Origin of the sequence: Ensifer sp. ZNC0028, assembly GCF_000799055.1 — a bacterium.
In the GTDB taxonomy this organism is placed as follows: domain Bacteria; phylum Pseudomonadota; class Alphaproteobacteria; order Rhizobiales; family Rhizobiaceae; genus Ensifer.
In genome coordinates this window covers 92,609-111,444 of sequence record NZ_JTLA01000028.1, presented here as the reverse complement: position 1 = coordinate 111,444, position 18,836 = coordinate 92,609, and the positions used below count along the sequence as shown (strand labels likewise).

Annotated in this window: 17 protein-coding genes; 7 read left to right on the top strand and 10 right to left on the bottom strand. The window is 63.7% G+C overall.

Going from position 1 to position 18,836, the window contains the following annotated elements; translation table 11 throughout:
* Positions 1-101: 101 nt before the first annotated feature.
* The 3 genes from L981_RS06835 to L981_RS06825 all read left to right on the top strand — a co-directional run bounded on the left by L981_RS06835 (position 102) and on the right by L981_RS06825 (position 2,540).
* Positions 102-368, top strand: a complete 267-nt coding sequence (locus L981_RS06835) for a DUF6460 domain-containing protein (protein WP_034797119.1) — start codon at positions 102-104, stop codon at positions 366-368.
* Positions 369-370: 2 nt separating this feature from the next.
* Entirely contained in the window at positions 371-874 is a 504-nt protein-coding gene (locus tag L981_RS06830; RefSeq protein ID WP_043613177.1) for a CAP domain-containing protein, read from the top strand.
* Positions 875-1,184: 310 nt separating this feature from the next.
* Complete coding sequence (locus L981_RS06825) at positions 1,185-2,540, top strand: MATE family efflux transporter (protein ID WP_043613175.1); 1,356 nt, start codon at positions 1,185-1,187, stop codon at positions 2,538-2,540.
* On the opposite strand, the gene L981_RS06820 is transcribed toward L981_RS06825, so the two are convergent.
* Complete coding sequence (locus L981_RS06820; RefSeq protein ID WP_043613173.1) at positions 2,516-3,601, bottom strand: quinone-dependent dihydroorotate dehydrogenase; 1,086 nt, start codon at positions 3,599-3,601, stop codon at positions 2,516-2,518. The genes L981_RS06825 and L981_RS06820 overlap by 25 nt on opposite strands.
* The gene (locus L981_RS06815; RefSeq protein WP_043613171.1) at positions 3,598-3,945 is read right to left on the bottom strand and encodes a DUF952 domain-containing protein; all 348 of its coding nucleotides are present in this window, start codon (positions 3,943-3,945) and stop codon (positions 3,598-3,600) included. Before L981_RS06815 ends, L981_RS06820 begins: the two co-directional genes overlap by 4 nt.
* A gap of 169 nt (positions 3,946-4,114) precedes the next feature.
* On the opposite strand from L981_RS06815, the gene L981_RS06810 reads away from it, so the two are divergent.
* Both L981_RS06810 and L981_RS06805 read left to right on the top strand, forming a co-directional pair.
* Positions 4,115-4,534 (top strand): hypothetical protein, encoded by a 420-nt coding sequence (locus L981_RS06810; protein WP_043613169.1) that lies wholly within the window; start codon positions 4,115-4,117, stop codon positions 4,532-4,534.
* Positions 4,535-4,615: 81 nt separating this feature from the next.
* Positions 4,616-5,266 carry a response regulator transcription factor gene (locus L981_RS06805; RefSeq protein ID WP_043613167.1) on the top strand — a complete coding sequence of 217 codons (651 nt, stop codon included), beginning with the start codon at positions 4,616-4,618 and terminating at the stop codon, positions 5,264-5,266.
* Positions 5,267-5,329: 63 nt separating this feature from the next.
* On the opposite strand, the gene L981_RS06800 is transcribed toward L981_RS06805, so the two are convergent.
* Positions 5,330-8,833, bottom strand: a complete 3,504-nt coding sequence (locus L981_RS06800) for a PAS domain-containing hybrid sensor histidine kinase/response regulator (protein ID WP_043613165.1) — start codon at positions 8,831-8,833, stop codon at positions 5,330-5,332.
* A gap of 260 nt (positions 8,834-9,093) precedes the next feature.
* On the opposite strand from L981_RS06800, the gene mscL reads away from it, so the two are divergent.
* Both mscL and L981_RS06790 read left to right on the top strand, forming a co-directional pair.
* Positions 9,094-9,522 carry a large conductance mechanosensitive channel protein MscL gene (mscL, locus tag L981_RS06795; protein ID WP_043613162.1) on the top strand — a complete coding sequence of 143 codons (429 nt, stop codon included), beginning with the start codon at positions 9,094-9,096 and terminating at the stop codon, positions 9,520-9,522.
* A 206-nt stretch (positions 9,523-9,728) separates the two neighbouring features.
* Positions 9,729-10,895: a pyridoxal phosphate-dependent aminotransferase gene (locus tag L981_RS06790; protein WP_043613159.1), complete on the top strand. Its 1,167-nt coding sequence runs from the start codon at positions 9,729-9,731 to the stop codon at positions 10,893-10,895.
* Between the two features lie 27 nt (positions 10,896-10,922).
* On the opposite strand, the gene L981_RS06785 is transcribed toward L981_RS06790, so the two are convergent.
* From L981_RS06785 to L981_RS06750, 7 genes are all read right to left on the bottom strand, one after another.
* Positions 10,923-11,231, bottom strand: a complete 309-nt coding sequence (locus tag L981_RS06785) for a chorismate mutase family protein (protein WP_043613157.1) — start codon at positions 11,229-11,231, stop codon at positions 10,923-10,925.
* 451 nt (positions 11,232-11,682) lie between these two features.
* Positions 11,683-12,687, bottom strand: a complete 1,005-nt coding sequence (gene cydB, locus L981_RS06775; protein WP_043613153.1) for a cytochrome d ubiquinol oxidase subunit II — start codon at positions 12,685-12,687, stop codon at positions 11,683-11,685.
* The gene (locus L981_RS06770) at positions 12,677-14,104 is read right to left on the bottom strand and encodes a cytochrome ubiquinol oxidase subunit I (RefSeq protein ID WP_052201634.1); all 1,428 of its coding nucleotides are present in this window, start codon (positions 14,102-14,104) and stop codon (positions 12,677-12,679) included. The genes cydB and L981_RS06770 overlap by 11 nt, the downstream gene beginning before the upstream one ends.
* A gap of 322 nt (positions 14,105-14,426) precedes the next feature.
* Positions 14,427-15,908 carry a glycosyltransferase family 39 protein gene (locus L981_RS06765; RefSeq protein WP_052201633.1) on the bottom strand — a complete coding sequence of 494 codons (1,482 nt, stop codon included), beginning with the start codon at positions 15,906-15,908 and terminating at the stop codon, positions 14,427-14,429.
* Between the two features lie 155 nt (positions 15,909-16,063).
* Positions 16,064-17,233 carry a M20 aminoacylase family protein gene (locus tag L981_RS06760; protein ID WP_043613149.1) on the bottom strand — a complete coding sequence of 390 codons (1,170 nt, stop codon included), beginning with the start codon at positions 17,231-17,233 and terminating at the stop codon, positions 16,064-16,066.
* Between the two features lies 1 nt (position 17,234).
* A complete protein-coding gene (locus L981_RS06755) occupies positions 17,235-18,059 on the bottom strand; it encodes an ABC transporter permease (RefSeq protein ID WP_043613147.1) in 825 nt (274 codons plus the stop codon).
* Entirely contained in the window at positions 18,056-18,781 is a 726-nt protein-coding gene (locus L981_RS06750; RefSeq protein ID WP_034797065.1) for an ABC transporter permease, read from the bottom strand. The genes L981_RS06755 and L981_RS06750 overlap by 4 nt, the downstream gene beginning before the upstream one ends.
* Positions 18,782-18,836: the final 55 nt, after the last annotated feature.

Genomic DNA, 18,836 nt, shown 5'->3' with positions numbered 1-18,836 from the left:
AATCTGGCGCGATCGGCAGCCCGAGCCGTGCCCGCCGGGGCCAGCGACTTGCGACGCTGCCGATCGCGGCTTATGTGAAGACAAACAGGAGAAGTTCGCTGATGTCGGACGGAATGAACAGATTCTTGGGTGACTCGCCGCTGCGCGTGCTGGTCAAGCTCATCGTGGTGTCGATCCTCGTCGGCTTCGTGATGAGGATGTTCGGCTGGTATCCGACCGATATCTACTTCGCCGTCCGCAACTTCCTGCTCGACCTCTGGTACACCGGCTTTGCAGCACTTGGCCGGGTGGGCGACTACCTGTTGCTCGGCGCGGTGATCGTCGTGCCGGCCTTCGTCATCCTGCGCGTCCTGAACTTTCGGCGCTGACGATGCAGGACCGTTTTCTTCTGATCGAACGCCGCGGCCTGCTCCGCGCGACCGCCATCCTCTCGCTCGGCGCGCTCGCCGGCTGCAACACGTCCAAGGTGCTGATGCCCGAAAGCGGCACCGGCAGCGACCAGACCGCAGCGAGCCTCGGCTATGTCAACAAGCTGCGCAAGGGCAAGGGCCTGACCGAGCTCGTCGCCGATCATGCGGCGTCCGTCGCGGCGATGCACCAGGCGGCACGCATGGCCAAGGCCGGCAAGATGCAGCACCTGATCGGCTGGAACGACAGTTTCTACGACCGCATGAAGGGCCAGGGCGTGACGCTTCCGGCCGCTGAAAACATCGCCGTGGGCCAGGACGACGCCGAGCGCGCCTATGACGCCTGGTACAGGTCGCCCAAGCATCTCGAAAACATGCTCGGCAATTACCGTGGCCTCGGCGTCGCCGTCGCCCAGAACGACGCCTCCGGAAACCGTCCCTTCTGGGCGATGGTGCTTTCGGGCTGAATCAGCTGCATTCGTATAGAACTCCGCCCCTCATCCCCCTGCCGGGACCTTCTCCCCGCAGGCGGGGAGAAGGCGGATAGCTGCGCCCTTTCGATCCATCATGACCGCTGACGGGACTGGCCTCCGACGGGTATCAAGGGGTGTGACGTCGCGTTTGCCACGTCCCCTCTCCTCGCGTGCGGGGAGAGGGCTAGGGTGAGGGGCTCTTGCCGCGTTGGGACGTTTTCGCCGAACTGCACGACGCGCTTGCATCCGCCTATGCTCATTCCCTAAAACGGTCATCTCTCACCGATCACGTCCGGACCGTTCGATGACCGCCTCTTCCGCCTCGCCGAGCGACGCTGCCGGCCCGTTTCATGTCACCCATCGGCTGATCCTGGCGATCGCGTTGCCGATGACGCTCGGCTTTCTGACGACGCCTCTGCTTGGTCTCGTCGATACCGCCGTTGTCGGACGCATGGGGCAGGCGACCTTGCTGGCGGGCCTTGCGGTCGGCGCCATCCTGTTCGACCTGATCTTCACCACGTTCAACTTCCTGCGGGCAGCGACCACGGGCTTGGTTGCCCAGGCCTATGGTCGCGGCGATCGGCGCGAGCAGCAGGCGGTGTTTTGGCGATCGCTGATCATCGCGCTTGTTTGCGGCACGGTCAGCCTTTTCTTTTCGCCGTTGCTTCTGTCGGGCGGCCTCTGGCTGATGGGGCCGGAGCCCGAGGTAGCCGGCGTCACCAGCACCTATTTTCTCTGTCGCATCCTTTCCGCGCCGGCAGCACTTGCCAACTACGCCATCCTCGGCTTCGTGCTCGGCCGCGGCGAGGGTACCATCGGCCTGATGCTGCAGACGCTGATCAACGGCATCAACATCGTGCTCTCGATCCTGCTCGGCCTTGTCCTCGGCTGGGGCGTGATGGGTGTCGCGCTCGCCACCGTCACCGGCGAGATTGTCGGCGCGCTCGCCGGCTTCGCCATCGTCTATGGCCGTTTCGACAGCAGGGATGCGCCAAGCTGGGCCGAGATCTTCGACCGCGAACGGCTGAAGCCGCTCTTCGGCCTCAACCGCGACATCATGATCCGCTCGTTCCTGCTTCTGGCAGCCTTCACGCTGATGACCCGCATCGGCACTGCCTTCGGGCCGGTGACGCTTGCGGCCAATGCGGTGCTGATGACGATTTTCCTCGTTGCCGGCTACTATCTCGACGGCCTCGCCAATGCGGCGGAACAGCTCATCGGACGCTCGATCGGTGCCGGTTACCGCCCGGCCTTCGATCGCGCACTCCGGATGACGGCCGCCTGGTCGCTGGGGCTCGCGCTGGTGACGACCGTCGCCTTTCTGCTGTTCGGTGACGGGCTCATCGATCTCCTGACCACGGCGCCGGATGTACGCGCGGCGGCTTACGAATACCTGCCCTGGGCGGCCGTGACGGCGATGACCGGTGCGCTTGCCTTCCTGATGGATGGCGTCTTTATCGGCGCCACCTGGTCGCGCGAGATGCGCAACATGATGTTGGCGGCCTTTGTCGGCTATGCCGCAGCACTCGCCCTGCTGGTCCCCGCCTTCGGCAATCATGGCCTATGGGCGGGGCTCAACCTGTTCCTGCTGATGCGGGGGCTGTTCCTGTTGTCGCGGATCCCGATGAAGGCGCGTCAGACGTTCTTGCCGGCCCAATAGTCGAGACGGCTGTCGCGGATATCGCGGATCGAGGTGAGCCGCTCGCGATCGCAGAGATCCGAGAGGCCACGTACGATGCGGCCGGGCAGGGCCGGGCCTTCATAGACCATGCAGGAATAGAGCTGCACGAGGTCGGCGCCCGCGCGGATCTTCTCTGCCGCGGTTTCGGCCGAGCTGACGCCGCCGACGCCGATGATCGGCAGCTTCGGGCCGATGCGCTTGCGCATGCGGGCAAGCACGGCCGTCGACTTATCAAAGAGTGGCTTGCCCGAGAGGCCGCCGGTCTCCTTCGCCTGGGCCTGGTCCTTCAGGCCCTCGCGCGAAAGCGTCGTGTTGGAGACGATCAGGCCGTCGAGATCGTGCGCCAGCACTTCGGCGGCGATATCGTCCATGCCTTCCTCGGTGAGATCGGGCGCGATCTTCAGGAAGATCGGAACGCGGCGATTGCTCCTCAGGGCCTCTTCGTCGCGCGCCGAGAGCACGGCTGACAGCAGGGCGGCGAGGCTTTCGCGCGCCTGCAGGTCGCGCAGGCCCGGCGTATTCGGCGAGGAGATGTTGGCAGTGAAATAGCGGGCGACCGAGTAGAAGGTATGGATGCCGCCGACATAGTCGGCGATACGGTCGGCGCTGTCCTTGTTGGCGCCGATGTTGACGCCGATCAGCGCATCGCGCGAACAGGCCTTCAGTCGCGCCAGCGCTGCGCCATGGCCTTCATTGTTGAAGCCGAGGCGGTTGATAACGGCCTCATCCTCGACCAGCCGGAAGATCCGCGGCTTGTCGTTGCCGGCCTGCGGCTTCGGCGTGACGGTGCCGATCTCGGTGAAGCCGAAGCCGATCTTCAGAAGCGCTTCCGGTACCTCGGCATTCTTGTCGTAGCCGGCCGCCATGCCGATCGGGTTTGGAAAAACGATGCCGGCGACCGTCTGCGAGAGCCGCTTGTCGGCCTTGGCAGGACAGTTCGGCACGAGCCCGGTCTTCAATGCCTTGATCGAAAGGCCGTGCGCAGCTTCCGGATCGAAGAGGAAAAGGCCGCGGCGGGCAAGGCTGGTCAGCGGGTTCATGCATCAAGTTCCGGGAAGATATGCGCGCCATCGGCGCCGAGCGGCAGGGGTTTTTCCCAGACGACGGCCGACAGGAAGAGGGGGGCATAGAGATGCGGGAAGAGAGCGCCGCCGCGGGAGGGCTCATAGACCAGTTCTTCGCCGAGCGCATCGCCGTCGACGGCAACCAGCAGCAGGTCTACCTGTCCCTCGAAATAGCGTGCCGCCGTCTCGACCACCTGTTCGCCGGTCGAAAAATGGACGTAACCGTCGGCGAGATCGACGGGCGCGCCGTCGAAGCGTCCGCTGCGCTTGGCTTCCTGCCACAGCAATGCCGGAACGATTTTGTAGATGATGGAACCCATGGTGCCCGTCTGTCCCCGTAATTTTCTGTCGTGGCCTTGCCGTAAATATCGGCGATTGTCCATCGCAGAAGGACGACGATTCGCGCATAATCCGCGGTGAAGACCGATTTCGCTCTTCTCGTTCGCGCACAGATCACGTCCCGGCAAGGATCGTAACGGAGAAGATGTCATGAAAAACGCTGCTGCCATACTTCTGTTCGGTACCGGATTGGCTCTGGCCGGCGGCGCCAGCGCACAGGATCCAGCCCCAGGGCGCTACAGCATGCAGAAGTCCGAGACCGGCATCGCGCGGCTCGATACCCAGACCGGCGAGGTGTCGCTGTGCCAGGAGAAGGACGGCCAGTTGGTCTGCCGCATGGCCGCCGACGAGCGGGCCGCCTTCGAACAGGAATTGGACCTCCTCACGAAGCGGGTCGAGGCCTTGGAAAAGACCGCCAAGGCCGGTGAAAGTGTCGCAAAACAGGACCTTCCGGCTGAGGAAGAGATTGACCGCGCAATGGGCATCATGGAAAGAATGATGCGTAGGTTCATGGATATCGTGAAGGATCTCGAAGGCAGCGACTCCACTCAGGAGCCGCAGAAGACCTGAGTTGCCGGATCGGCCATGCGGGATGCGGATCGGCGCGTGGGGGCGCGCAGATTTCAGCCCGGGCTCTTGGGAGGGAGCAGCATGACACCGGACATGACCATCATCATCGCGGACGACCATCCGCTGTTTCGCGGCGCGATGCGCCAGGCGCTGAGCGGCGTGGACGGCGCGCCTGCCATCGTCGAAGCTGGCGATTTCGCAGCCGCGCGCAAGGCGGCGGCGGACAATACTGACGCCGACCTCATGCTGCTCGACCTCACCATGCCCGGCGTCAGCGGGCTCTCTGGTCTGATCGCTCTTCGCGCCGAATATCCGAGCCTGCCGGTCATGGTGGTGTCGGCCCATGACGACCCGGCGACGATCCATCGCGCGCTCGATCTCGGCGCGTCCGGCTTTCTTTCGAAATCGGCCGGCATAGAGGAGATTCGCGAGGGGATCGAGAAGGTGATGGCCGGCGAGGTCTTCGTGCCCGCGGGTTACGACCAGGCGCAGGAATACGAGCCTGAGGTCGCCGATCTGCTGCAGCGCCTGCAGACGCTGACGCCGCAGCAATCCCGCGTCCTGAGCATGCTCGGCGAGGGCCTGCTCAACAAGCAGATCGCTTACGAACTCGGTGTCTCTGAGGCGACGATCAAGGCGCATGTCTCGGCGATCCTGTTGAAGCTCAATGTCGACAGCCGCACCCAGGCGGTCATCCAGCTTTCGAAGATAGGCACCGTTGCCGCCGCCTGATGCGGCCCGCTTTGACTTTGTGATATCCCCTTGTTTCAGGCGGCCCCGAAATGCGGGAGCCGTTCATTCCGCAGCGGTTCGTGCCGCCGTCGAAAGCTGCGTCAGCCAGGCGCGCATCGCCGCCGGACGCACCGGCTTGTTCTGGATCGCGATGCCGTCGCGTTCGGCCGCGGCGCGCACCTCCGGCGAACGGTCGGCCGTCACCAGCAGCGCCGGCGTCGCTTCGCCGGTCGATGCCCGGATGCGCGCGACCGCCTCGATGCCGGTGCCGTCGTCGAGATGGTAGTCGGCGATGACTGCATGCGGCTTCTCGCCGGGCTGGGCATTGAATTCGGAACAGGCAGCCAGCGATTCCGCCGTGCTGACGATGCAGCCCCAGCCGGAAAGCAGCACCCGCATGCCCTCGAGGATCCGCGGCTCGTTGTCGATGCACAGCACCCGCAGGCCGTTCAGCGCCTCGCTTGCCTTGCTCTGTGGCACCGGCCGGACAGCGACGCGCTCGCCGGCGCTGGCATCGAGCGGTAGGGTCACCTTGAAGCCCGTGCCCTTGCCGGGCGTCGATTGCAGGCTGACGGGATGGTTGAGCACGCGCGAGATGCGGTCGACGATCGAAAGACCGAGCCCAAGACCGGAGGCCGTGCGTGCGCCTTCATCCAGCCGGGCGAATTCCTTGAAGACGGTGCGGAACTTCGACTGGGGAATGCCGATGCCGGAATCGAGCACCTCGATTGTCGCCATGGCGCCATGCCTGCGCACCCCGACGAGCACCTTGCCGCTGAGCGTGTACTTGATCGCGTTGGAGACGAGGTTCTGGACGACGCGGCGCAGCAGGTTCGGATCGCTACGCACGACAAGCGATGTCGGCATGATGATCAGTTCGAGATCCTTGGCTCGCGCCATCGGGGCAAAATCGGTCTCGATCCTTCTAAGCAATTCGTTGAGCGGAACGGATTGTATCCGCGCCTTCATGGCGCCGGTGTCGAGGCGTGAAATGTCGAGCACGGCGCCAAGAATGGCCTCGACCGATTCCAGCGAGGAATCGATATTTTCGACCAGCGTGCTGTTGTCAGATTCACCGAGCCGCTCGACGAGGGACGAGGAATAGAGGCGAGCGGCGTTGAGCGGCTGCAGGATATCGTGGCCGGCGGCGGCAAAGAACCGCGTCTTGCCGATATTGGCCTCTTCCGCGGCGGCCCGCGCCTCGGCGAGTTCCCGGTTCACCCGGGTCAGTTCGCCGGTGCGCTCGGCCACGCGCAGTTCCAGCGTCTCGTTCGCCTGCTTCAGCGCCATGTCGGCGGCGACGCGCTGGGTGATGTCGGTATAGGTGGTGACGATGCCCTTGTCGGGCATGGCGTTGGTGCGCACTTCGATGATGCGCTCGCCGTTGCTGAGTTCGAGCAGGAAAGGTTTGTCGAGCGTCAGGAAGTTGGCGACCAGCCCCTTTTCCTGATCCTTGCTGATATCGCCGCGCTTGGTGAGGATCGAGACGATATCGGCAAGCGGGAAGCCGACCTGGCCGGCTGCTTCGGGGAGATCGAGAAGCTGGCGGAAGCGCCGATTCCAGATGATCAGGTTGTTCGCATTGTCGAAAACGGCGATGCCCTGGTCCATCTGCGAGAGCGCAGTCTGCAGCATATCCTGATTGTATTGCAGCGCCTCGCTCGCCTGGTCGAGCAGCCAGGCCGTCTCGGACGAGGTATCGTCGCCGCGCTGCAGCGCGAGCGAAAGCACCAGCCGCGCCGAGGACGAGCCGATGGCGCTGCCAAGCAGTTGCTCGGAGAAATGTACCACCGCCATGTCGGCGGGCGCGTTGTCGTCCAGCCAGCGTCCGGTCTGGCGCTCATAGGTATGGAAGGAGCGCTGCATGCGCTCGGCGCCCATGTAGCGGGCGATCGTCGCCTTGAGGTCGCGCACGGTGACCTTGGTCTTGCGGCCGCGAAAGGCGCCTTCGGTGCGCGACCGCCGGGTGATGAATACGCCGGCCTGGAAGCGTTCGATCGGCTTCGGCGTGCGGGTCAGCGATCCGAGAATATAGGTGGCGCAGTTGACGAGTAGGCTGAGCGTCGTGGCGTTCACCAGCGGATCCGCATCGGGACCGGAGAACAGGTCGGTGAACGGCAGCAGGAAGCTTAAGACCGTCGTTGCCACATGGGAATTGTCGGGTCCGCCGAGGCTCGGCAGGAAAAGCAGATAGGCCCAGACGAGAAAGCCCGAGACCATGCCGGTGATCGCGCCGCGGGCATTGGCCTGGCGCCAGACAAGGCCGCCGAGCAGCGCCGGCGCCATCTGCGAGATGGCGACGAAGGAGAGCAGCCCGAGCGAGGCGAGGCCGGCGCTGATGTCGGCGGAGCGATAGTAGGCGTAGCCGAGCAGAAGCACGGCGAAGATTGCCGAGCGTCGGATGTTGAGCAGCGTTCCCGCGAGGTTTTCCTGCAAGCCGCCGCGCTGGCTGAGGTTGCGGCGCAGGAACACCGGCATGACGATGTCGTTGGAGATCATGATCGACAGCGCCACTGACGCGACGATCACCATGGCGGTCGCCGCCGAAAAGCCGCCGATGAAGGTGATCAGCGTCAGCACCGGCAGACCGTTGGCGAGCGGCAGCGTCAGGAGGTAGAGATCGGCGTCGCCGGAGCCGGAGAAGGTGAGGATGCCGGCGATGGCGATCGGCAGCACGAAGAGATTGATGCCGATCAGGTACAGCGGAAAGAGGATGCCGGCGGTGCGAAGCTCGCCTTCGGTGCGGTTTTCGACGACCGTCACATGGAACTGCCTGGGCAGCATGATGATCGCAAAAGCGGACGTGACGATCAACAGCACCCAGCGCGCTATCGGGGTCTCGTAGGAAAGCGCCGACTGCACGGCAGGGCTTTGCGCGGCCAGAGACCACAGGTGAGCCGGGCCGTTGAAAATGACGAAGACGATGTAGAAGCCGGCCGTTACGAGCGCCACCAGCTTGACCAGCGATTCCATCGCGATCGCGAGGATCAGTCCGTCCTGGTGCTCGGTCGCATCCGTATGGCGCGTGCCGAAGACGATGGCGAAGCAGGCGAGGAAAAGCGTGACCAGCAGCGGCAGGTCGATGAAGCTTTGCCCGGCGCCGATGCCGTAGTCGCTGGTGTTGATCATGGCGGCGACGGAACTTGAGATCGCCTTTAGCTGCAGCGCGATATAGGGAATGGCGCCGACCAGCGAAATCAACGCAACGATCGCGGCCACAGCCGGGTTCTTGCCGTAACGCGCGGCGATGAAGTCGGCGACCGATGTCAGCTTCTCGGTCTTGGCGAGCCGTATGATCTTGCGGATCAGCGGCATGCCCAGCGTGAACATCAGGATCGGGCCGATATAGATGCCGGTGAATTCGAGCCCGCGTTCGGCCGCAAGCCCGATGCCGCCGAAATAGGTCCAGGAGGTGCAGTAGATGGCAAGGCTCAGCGCATAGACGAGCGGCCTGCCTTTCAGCGCAGCGCTGTTCCTCCTGGCCCGCCTGTCGCCATAGCTCGCCACTGCAAACAGCAGCAGCAGATAGGCGAAGGCCGAGGCAAAGATGACCGAACCCGAAAGCATGCCTCATTCCTCCAGGGCGGAGCATAGGACAAGTCCGCCGGGTTGAGAATTGCCCTCGCATGAGTCTTAAGTTCAAGGCTCGACACGAGAAATCGGTGTGCAGCGCCAGCTGCCTTCCCGTTCCTGCTCTATCCGGTGCTAATTGATCAAAGGCAAAGAAAGGTTTTCTCGCTGCCCGCTTTGGTTTAGTTTCCGTAAACGCTTGCAGCGCGGGACAGCGCCGCCGGCCGTTTTCAAACGGGGATAATACGGAGAGATTTATGCTGAATGAGTTCAAGGAGTTTATTGCCCGCGGGAACGTGATGGATCTCGCGGTCGGTGTCATCATCGGCGCAGCCTTCAACAAGATCGTGACGTCGGTCGTCGAAGACCTGGTCATGCCGATCGTCGGTGCGCTCACTGGCGGCGGTTTCGATTTCTCCAATTACTTCCTGCCGCTTTCGGCCAATGTGACGGCCACGTCTCTCGCCGCCGCCCGCCAGCAGGGCGCCGTCTTTGCCTACGGCAACTTCATCACCGTGCTGATCAACTTCCTGATCCTTGCCTGGATCATCTTCCTGATGATCAAGGCGGTGAACCGCATGCGCGCTTCGATGGAAAAGAAGAAGGACGAAGCGCCGGCCGCACCGCCGCCGGAAGACATTCTGCTGCTCTCGGAAATCCGCGACCTGCTGAAGCAGCGCGCCTGAGTTTTTCCTCGCGGCCCTGGCTTTGCCGGGGCCGCGAAACATCACAAAAATCGATAAATCGGTCAGATAAAGTCGCGTGATCGCCTCGGCGAAAGCGGCTAGAAGCAACGGGCAAACCGGAGCGGTCCATTTCGCTCTAGTCCATTGGAATCTTTCATGATGATTTCAGGCGGCAGCCTGCACCATCGTGCATCCGGAGCCCGCCGATGACCACGCTTGCCACCATCAGCCCCCGCGCGCTTTCCGCGCCCGAAAGCGGTATCGTCGAGGTGGTGAACTATGCCCGCGGGCGCGATGGCCTGATCCCGCTCTGGGTGGGCGAGGGCGACCTGCCGACCCCTGCCTTCATCAGCGATGTCGCACGCGATGCGCTTGCCGCCGGCGAGACCTTCTATACCTGGCAGCGCGGCATCCCGCCGCTGCGCGAGGCGCTGTCGCGCTACTATCAGCGCCGCTTCCAGAAGGCGCTTTCGCCCGAGCATTTCTACGTCGTCGGCTCCGGCATGCAGGCGATCAAGCTGTCGATCGAGGCGATCGCCTCGCCCGGCGACGAGATGGTGCTGTTGACGCCGGCCTGGCCGAACTTTGCCGCCGCCGCCGATCTCTCCGGCGTCCGGCCGGTTTCGGTCGAGTTGCGCTTCGAACACGGCAAGTGGCAGCTCGATCTCGATCGGCTGCAGGCGGCGATCGGCCCCAAGACCAAGGCGCTGTTCATCAACACCCCCTCGAACCCGACCGGCTGGACCGCGACCCGCGAGGAACTGGCCGCGATCCTGGCGCTGGCGCGCAGGCACGGGCTCTGGATCATCGCCGACGAGATCTACGCGCTCTATTATTATGGCGGCGCCCGCGCGCCGTCCTTCCTTGACGTGATGGAGGAAGGCGACCGCATCCTCTTCGTCAATTCCTTCTCGAAGAACTGGTCGATGACCGGCTGGCGTGTCGGCTGGATCGTCGCGCCGCCGGAAATCGGCCAGGTGCTCGAAAACCTGGTGCAGTATTCGACTTCGGGTGTCGCCCAGTTCCTGCAGCGGGGTGCTGTCGCAGCGCTCGACGAGGGTGACGCCTTTGTCGATGCCAATGTCGCCAAGGCGGCAAAGAACCGTGATGTCTTCTGCGACGCGCTGATCGCCACCAACCGGGTGGAAACGCTGAAGCCCGACGGTGCGCTCTACGCGTTCCTGAAAATCGATGGCGTCACGGATTCGCGCGCGGCCGCAATCGACATCGTCGACAAGACCGGTGTCGGCCTGGCGCCGGGAACCGCGTTCGGCGACGGTGGCTCGCTGTTCATGCGCGCCTGCTTCCTGCGCGATCCGGGCCACGTGAAGGAAGCGGCGGACCGCCTGCAGGGTTACATTCTCGGGCGCTGACGGCCGCAGGCCGAAAGATCGGCGACGTTACTCGTTGCCGGTTTCGCCGAGCAGCTTCTGCTCGTGGGCGATCGCGTGGCCGATCAGGCGAGCCCAGATGTCTTCGTAAAAATCAGGATCGAGGTTGACGCGGGAAGCGTTCTTGCGGGCGTTCTCGCGCACTTCCATCACCCGCGCCGGAATGTCGGCCTTCAGCTTCAGCGGCGCCTTGATCTCGGCCGCCCGGTCGATATAGCCCCAGCGCTCGGCAAACAGCGCCATCAGCGCCTGGTCGAGACGGTCGATCTCGGCACGCACGTCGGCCATGGTTTCGCATTGCGCGGGGGTTTTCTGCATCTGTCTCGTCCAATTGCCTGGATGCGGCCAAGCGCGGGCCCAGGATGTTCGAGCGTCCCTCGGCTCTCAGCAAGCGGGGCGCTTCTGCGGCGCACTGCTAACAAACGGCGAGCTGTCTTGGAAGGGGCAACAGGGTCGCAGCCGGCGACCTTGAAGTGGTCACCTCAGCAGGCGATCGCTTTACAGGGGAGGAGGGTGCGGTCCTGTCTCCGTCTGCGGCGATCGCCTGCTGACGTGTTAAAGGGAAGTTAGCCGGCCAAGCTTGAGCGAGGCTTTTTAGAGCGGGATGAGGAAAAGTGTCTGCGGTTTTCCGCCCGCATCTCGCTCCGATGGATCGATTACGTTCCGATCATCAGCTTGATCGCAAGGCCGACGAGGGTGACGGCCGCCACCCCTGCGCACCAGAGGCCGACGAACCAGAGAAGCTTGCGGCCGGTTCCCGTTTCACCAGTCAATGGTAGCCCTCCTCCGGGTCGACCTTGCCGCGGAACACCCAGTAGGAATAGGCGGTATAGGCGAGAATAATCGGCACCAGCACCAAAGCGCCGGCAAGCAGGAAGGAGAGGCTTTCCTCAGGCGCGGCCGCGTCCCAGATCGTCAGCGATGGTGGCACCATATAGGGATAGAAGCTGATCCCGATGCCGGCATAGCCGAGCACGAAGAGGCCCAGTGCGGCGATGAACGGCCGGCTGTCGTGGCGGTTGCGGATGCCCGTGATCAGCGCATAGAGGCAGCCGAGAACGAGCGCCGGCACGATGACGCTGAAGATCGCCGTCGGAAAGCTGAACCAGCGGTCCAGATATTGCGGCTCCAGGAACGGCGTCCACAGGCTGACGATGCCCATCGCGGCGACGGTGGCGAAGGAGCATTTGAGCGCGAGGTCGCGAGCCCGATCGGCAAGGTCGCCATGGGTCTTCATCACCAGCCAGGTGGCGCCGAGCAGCGCGTAGCCGACGACGACGGCAATGCCGGTCATGATCGAGAACGGCGTCAGCCAGTCCCACCAGCCACCGACATAGGCGCGGTTTTCGACCGGGATGCCCTGGACCAGCGCACCGAGCGTGATGCCCTGCGCGAAGGCGGCCAGCATCGAGCCGCCGGAGAAGGCCCAGTTCCAGAGATATTCCGCCCGCCGCGTGCGCCAGCGGTACTCGAAGGCGACGCCGCGGAAGATCAGGCCAATGACCATGGCGATGATCGGCGCATAGAGCGCCGGCAGGATGGTGGCGTAGGCGAGTGGAAAGACGGCCATCAGGCCGCCGCCGCCGAGCACCAGCCAGGTTTCGTTGCCGTCCCAGACCGGTGCGACGGAATTCATCATCACGTCGCGGTCGTGCTTTTCCGGAAAGAACGGAAAGAGGATGCCGACGCCGAGATCGAAGCCGTCGAGAATGACATAGGCGAGCACCGCAAAGGCGATGATGCCGGCCCAGATGAACGGCAGATCAAGCTCCATGATGGCCTCCCTTGATGTTTGCATGGCTGGCGTGAGTGGCGGGGCCCGGCATGATGCCAGAACTGCGCAATGGTCCTTCGCCGAGCTCCGGCATCGGATCGCGCGGCAATCGCGCCATCAGGCGCAGGATGTAGAAGGTGCCGGCGCCGAAGACGAAGAAATAGACGATGATGAAGGCGATCAGCGAGGCGGCGACGGCGGGTGCCGCGATCGGCGCCACCGAGTTCGCCGTCAGCAGGTGGCCATAGACCGTATAGGGCTGGCGGCCAACTTCGGTCGTGACCCAACCGGCGAGCACGGCGACGAAGCCGGCAGGCCCCATGGCGATCGCGGCACGGTGCAGCCAGACATTGCTGTCGAGCGTGCCGCGATAGCGACACCAGAGCGACCAGAGCCCGATCCCGAGCATGGCGAAGCCAAGGCCGACCATCACCCGGAACGACCAGAACACGATGCCAACAGGCGGATGCAGCTCCTCGGGGATCGTATCGAGCCCGGCAAGCGGCGCGTTGAGGTCATGCTTCAGAATCAGGCTCGAAAGTTTCGGGATCTCGATCGCATAGTCGACGCGCTTCTCAGGCGAGTTCGGAATGCCGAAGAGGATGAGCGGCGCACCGTCCGGATGGCTCTGGTAGTGCCCCTCCATCGCCATCACCTTGGCCGGCTGGTGTTCCAGCGTGTTGAGCCCGTGCATGTCGCCGGCAAAGATCTGGATCGGCGCGACGATCGCCGCCATCCACATCGCCATCGAGAACATCTTTCGCGCCCGCCGCGGCGCTGTCTTTCGGATCAGGTGCCAGGCGCCGCAGGCACCGACGACGAAGGCCGTCGTGAGGTAGGCGGCGAGAACCATGTGGGTGAGGCGATAGGGGAAGGACGGGTTGAAGACGATCGCCCACCAGTCGACCGGGACGAATTGGCCCGCCTCGTTCATCGCAAAGCCCGCCGGCGTCTGCATCCAGGAGTTCGCCGAAAGGATCCAGGTGGCCGAGATCAGCGTGCCGATGGCGACCATGACGGTTGCGAAGAAATGCAGCTTCGGTCCGACGCGATTGAGGCCGAACAGCATGACGCCGAGAAAGCCTGCCTCGAGGAAGAAGGCTGTCAGCACCTCATAGCCCATCAGCGGCCCGATGATCGGCCCCGCCTTGTCGGAAAAGACGCTCCAGTTGGTGCCGAACTGGTAGGACATGACGATGCCGGAGACGACGCCCATGCCGAACGCGACGGCAAAGATCGTCTTCCAGAAATTGAAGAGCTCGAGATAGACCTCGTCCTTCTTCCACAGCCACAACCCTTCGAGCACCGCGAGGTAGCTCGCAAGCCCGATGGAAAAGGCGGGGAAGATGATGTGGAAGGAAACGGTGAAGGCGAACTGGAAGCGAGCGAGCAGGGTCGCATCGAAACTCTCAAACACGGGCGCAATCCTTTCAGACACGCGGATGCGACGCCTTACGGAAGCGTGGGCCGCAATGCTCTGGCTGCTGCATCATTCGTCCGGTGACCGATCGTCGATCAGGGGACCTATCTTGGCCTCTGGCCGAGGCAAATCCTTGGGTTGCGCCGGCTTTTCAGCATGCACTTGAATCTGCGCCAAATTTGCCAAACGTCAATGTCAGCGCGTCCGCCACGTTGTCACACTGCGGCAATGTTGCGCTGCGGCATATTGGAGCGTGCCGCGCAGACGCCGTGGGCGCCGGGGAAACACGACGCCCGGCCGGTGGCCTGTCCGGCAGCGACTAATCGCTGCTCGCCACTTTGTCGCATGCCGGGGTTTGCGCGTCGCTGCCGTTGTCGTGACACGGTTGCGCCTTGGAGGGGACGGCCAGAGGCCTTGCCGCGAGCACGCCCATCCTCTTGCCGCGGTAGGGACTGTCCATGACCAGCTGATATCCGGAAAAGTCGTCGGCGTTTCGGCCAACGACGATCGCGCGGCCCTCGGGGTGGCTTGCAAACCATTGCGCCAGCCGCTGTGGAGGGACGTCGTCGACAGGTTTTTCCAGGCGAGACAGGAAGCCGAACTCGGCATGATAGTTGGCGACGAAGGCCCAGTCCCGGTCGCGATTTGCGCGCATATAGGCGGCCGTCGGCTCCAGATCATATCGCTTCAGGAACGTCGCCGACGCGATTGCCTGGCCGACGACGATGGCCGCAACCATGACGGCCATGTTCAGCACCAGGCGGCGGCTCGGGACATTTTTGAGACAGAGGACGACGGCAAGCACGACCGCCGGCACCAGCGGCATCAGGTAATGCGGCTGTTTCTCGCCGATCAGGGAAAAGCTTAAGAAAGTGGGGGCTGCCCAGAAAAACAGGAACCGCGTGCCTTCCTCCTTAAGCCACCCCTGGCGCAGCGCGGCAGCGCCCTTCCAGAAGCTTGGGAAAAATACCCATGGGATCATCATTGCGGGCAGCAGCGGCAGGTAGAAGTAGAAGGGTCGGACATGGGCGTTGAGAGTGCCCGTCGCCCGGCCGACCGTCTGATCCCAGAGCAGCGAATGGGTAAACTTGCCGTCCGCCTGCATCAACACCGGGACGAGCCAGCAGAGAACGATGAGGCCGGCGATGGCAAGCGCTGCGAGGATGCCGAGATACCACCGGCCGGGTCGCCTGAGATCGTCTGCCCAGAGCGGAGCCAGGGCGATCGGGAACAGGATGTGGAGGAGAGCCACCGGCCCTCTGGCGAGAACGCCGAACCCCAGCGACAGTCCGATCAGGAGGACGGAGCGCCAGTCCCGCTTGCGGGCATAAAGCACGATGCCGATCAGCGACAGCAACACGAAGACGGTGAGGGTGAGATCGAAATAGATCAGGGTGCTGTAAACGAGAAAGGGCACGCTCGCGACCATGACCATCGCCGTGCGGTCAGCCTGCCGGTCGAAATCGGAAAAGAGCAGGCGGCCGAGCGCGATCGTGAGATAGACGCTTGCGAGCGAAGACAGGACGACCGGCAGCGTTGCTGCCCAGCGCGTCACGCCGAAGACCGCCCATGAGGCGTTGATGAGCCAGAACAGCAGGGGCAGCTTGTGATGGTAAGGCTCGAAATTCATCGTCAGCGGCTGAAGCCAGTCGCGACGCAGGAACATTTCCCAGGCGACGCTGATGTAGCGCGTTTCGTCGATCGGAAGCAGCGGCCTGAACCATATCGCTGCGACAAACGGGATGAATACGACGAGCGGAAGCCAGAGGTGCCTTATCGGCTTGGGAAGGGCCAGATGCATGGTGTGTCAAGCTCCGCATCACGGTCGGTTTGCTTGCAGCACCATGCGGAGAGAACCTGTCTCGCGCCTGTCCAACATTTAAGCGAGATGAGGAAACGGGCCTTGGTGGCGCGGGCAGGATCCGCGCCACCAGGGCGGTAACCGTTTACGGCCTATCAGCTTCGGGAGAGATAGGCCTCGGCCAGCTCGGTCCAGAAAGCTGCGCCGATCGGCAGCAGGTCGTCGTTGAAATTGTAGCCGGGGTGATGCAGCGGCCGATCATCGTCGCTGGTCTTGGAGCCGAGGAAGAAATAGCTCCCCGGCCGTTCCTTCAGCATGTAGGCGAAATCCTCGCTGCCCATGAAGGGGCGGGCGAGATCGACCACCTTGTCGGCCCCGGCAAAGCGAACCGCGAGATCGCGGACGAAATCGGTCTCGGCCTTGTGGTTGATCGTCGCGTCGTAGCTGCGCTGATAGTCGACGGTCGCGCGCATGCCGAAGCTCGTCGCTTGCGCCTCGGCGATCATGCGGATGCGCCGTTCGAGTTCGTCGCGCACATCGGGCTCGAAGGAGCGGATGCCGACGACGATCTCGGCGCGCTCGGGAATGATGTTGCTGGCAGAGCCGGCATGAAAGGCGCCGACGGTGACGACGGTCGGATCCATCGGATGGATATTGCGCGAGACGATCGATTGCAGCGCCATGACGATCGACGCGCCGCAGACGATTGGGTCGGCCGTCTCCTGCGGCTCGGCGCCATGCCCACCGCGGCCGTGCACGGTGATGCGCGCCTCGTCGACGGCGGCCATGATGGGGCCTTCGCGAAGGGCGAACTGGCCGAAGGGAAGACCCGGCTCGTTGTGAAGCGCAAACACCGCGTCGCACGGAAACTGATCGAACAGGCCCTCGTCCATCATGATCTTGGCGCCGCCGAAATTCTCTTCGGCCGGCTGGAAGATCAGGTGAACAGTGCCGTCGAAATTACGCCGCTCGGCAAGGGCGCGGGCAGCACCGAGCAGCATCGTCGTGTGACCGTCATGGCCGCAGGCATGCATCAGGCCAGAGGTCTTGCTGGCGTAATCGAGCCCGGTTTCCTCGAGGATCGGCAGTGCATCGATGTCGGCGCGGATGCCGACCGAGCGTTTGCCGGTGCCGTTCTTGAGCGTGCCAACGACACCGGTTTTCGCCAGGCCCGTCGTCACTTCGTAGCCGAGGCTTCTGAGATGTTCCGCGATGAAGGCGGAGGTGCGTGTCTCCGCCAGCCCGAGTTCGGGATGGGCATGCAGGTCGTGGCGAATGGCGACGAGTTCCGGCATCGCGTTGGTGATCGAGGGGGAAAGTTTCATGTCAGGCACCGCGGGTTGGGATGCGATTTTCGAACGTGCGGAAAGCCACCACCAGGATGCCGGTGAGGCACATGTAGATGAGCGCGAGCAAAAGCAGCGGCTCGTAGGTGAGGAAGGTTTCCTGCCGCACCTTGGAGATGACCGCATAGACGTCGACGACGGTGACGGTGGCGACAAGCGGGGTCGATTTCAGTTGCAGCACCGTTTCGCCGTTGAGCGTCGGCAGCGCCCGATGGATGGCGCGCGGTAGCCAGATGCGACGGAACATCGTCCAGCGGCCCATGCCATAGGCCTTGGCCGCCTCGAGCTCGCCGTTCGGAACACCGGCAAAGGCGCCACGCATGACCTCGCCCTCGTAGGCGGCAAAGGAGATCGTCAGCGCCGCAACGCCATAGGGCCAAGCCTCGCGCAAATAGGGCCAGAGGAAGGACTGGCGGATCGCCGGAAACTGCGGGAACAGCGAGCCGAGCCCGTAATAGAGCAGCCAGAGCTGCAGGAGCAGCGGCGTGCCGCGAATGACGGTGCAGAAGATTTTTGCCGGCAACTTCAGGAACCACGGCCCCGTCACCTGGACGAGGCCGATCGGCACTGCCAGCAGGAAGCCGAGGATGGCGGTGCTGAACAGCATCATCAGGCTGACGAGAATGCCCCAGCCGAGCCGCGGCAGGTAGCGCGGCAGCCAGTCCCATCGCATGAAGACGGCGACGGCGACGACGAAGGCGGCAAAAACCAGCATCATGACGATGCGGTGCGGTTGGAAGAAGCTCCTCGCCGTCGGCAGGTCTTCGGGCGTAAACGCAACGGCGTGGGTGGTTTCGTCGGTCATCGGCTCTCCGCAAAACCGCGTCGGGCATGGCGTTCGAGCATGCCGATGAAGACGTTGGAGATCAGCGTCAGCGCCAGGTAGAGGGCGCCGGCCGCCAGGAAGAACAGAAGATAGGCCTTGGTCGTGCCGGCCGCCTGGCGGGTGACCAGCGTCAGCTCGCTGAAGCCGACGACGGCGAGAAGGGCCGTATCCTTGGTGGCGATCAGCCAGAGATTGGAGAGGCCGGGAATGGCATAGGGCAGCATCGCAGGCAGGGTGATGCGTCGCAGGACCATGGCTGGCGACATGCCATAGGCGCGTGCCGCCTCGATCTGGCCGGCGGGCACCGCCTTGATCGCGCCACGCAACACCTCGGTCGAATAGGCGCCCTGGACGACGCCGATGACGAAGATGCCCGCCATCAAGCCGCTGATGTCGACCGGGCCGACCGAAAACAACGCCAGAACCTGATTGAGCAGGTCGGTGCCGGCATAATAGAGCAGGAGGATCAGCACCAGCTCGGGCACGGCGCGCACGACCGTGGTGTAGCATTCGAGCAGATCGCGCAGAACCGGGCCGCCATAGAGCTTGCCGAATGCGCCGCCGATGCCGAGTGCCAGGCCGAGCGTGAAGCCGCCGACGGCGATCTGAATGGAATTGAAAAAGCCTTGCAGCAATACGCCGCCCCAGCCGGGCGCTGAAAGCGAGAGCAGGCCCCAATTGATGAGGGAATCCGCAGCCATGCGTCGTCGAGCTCCGATGGCGCCGGCCGGCGATCGCTACAGCGCTGCGGTCCGT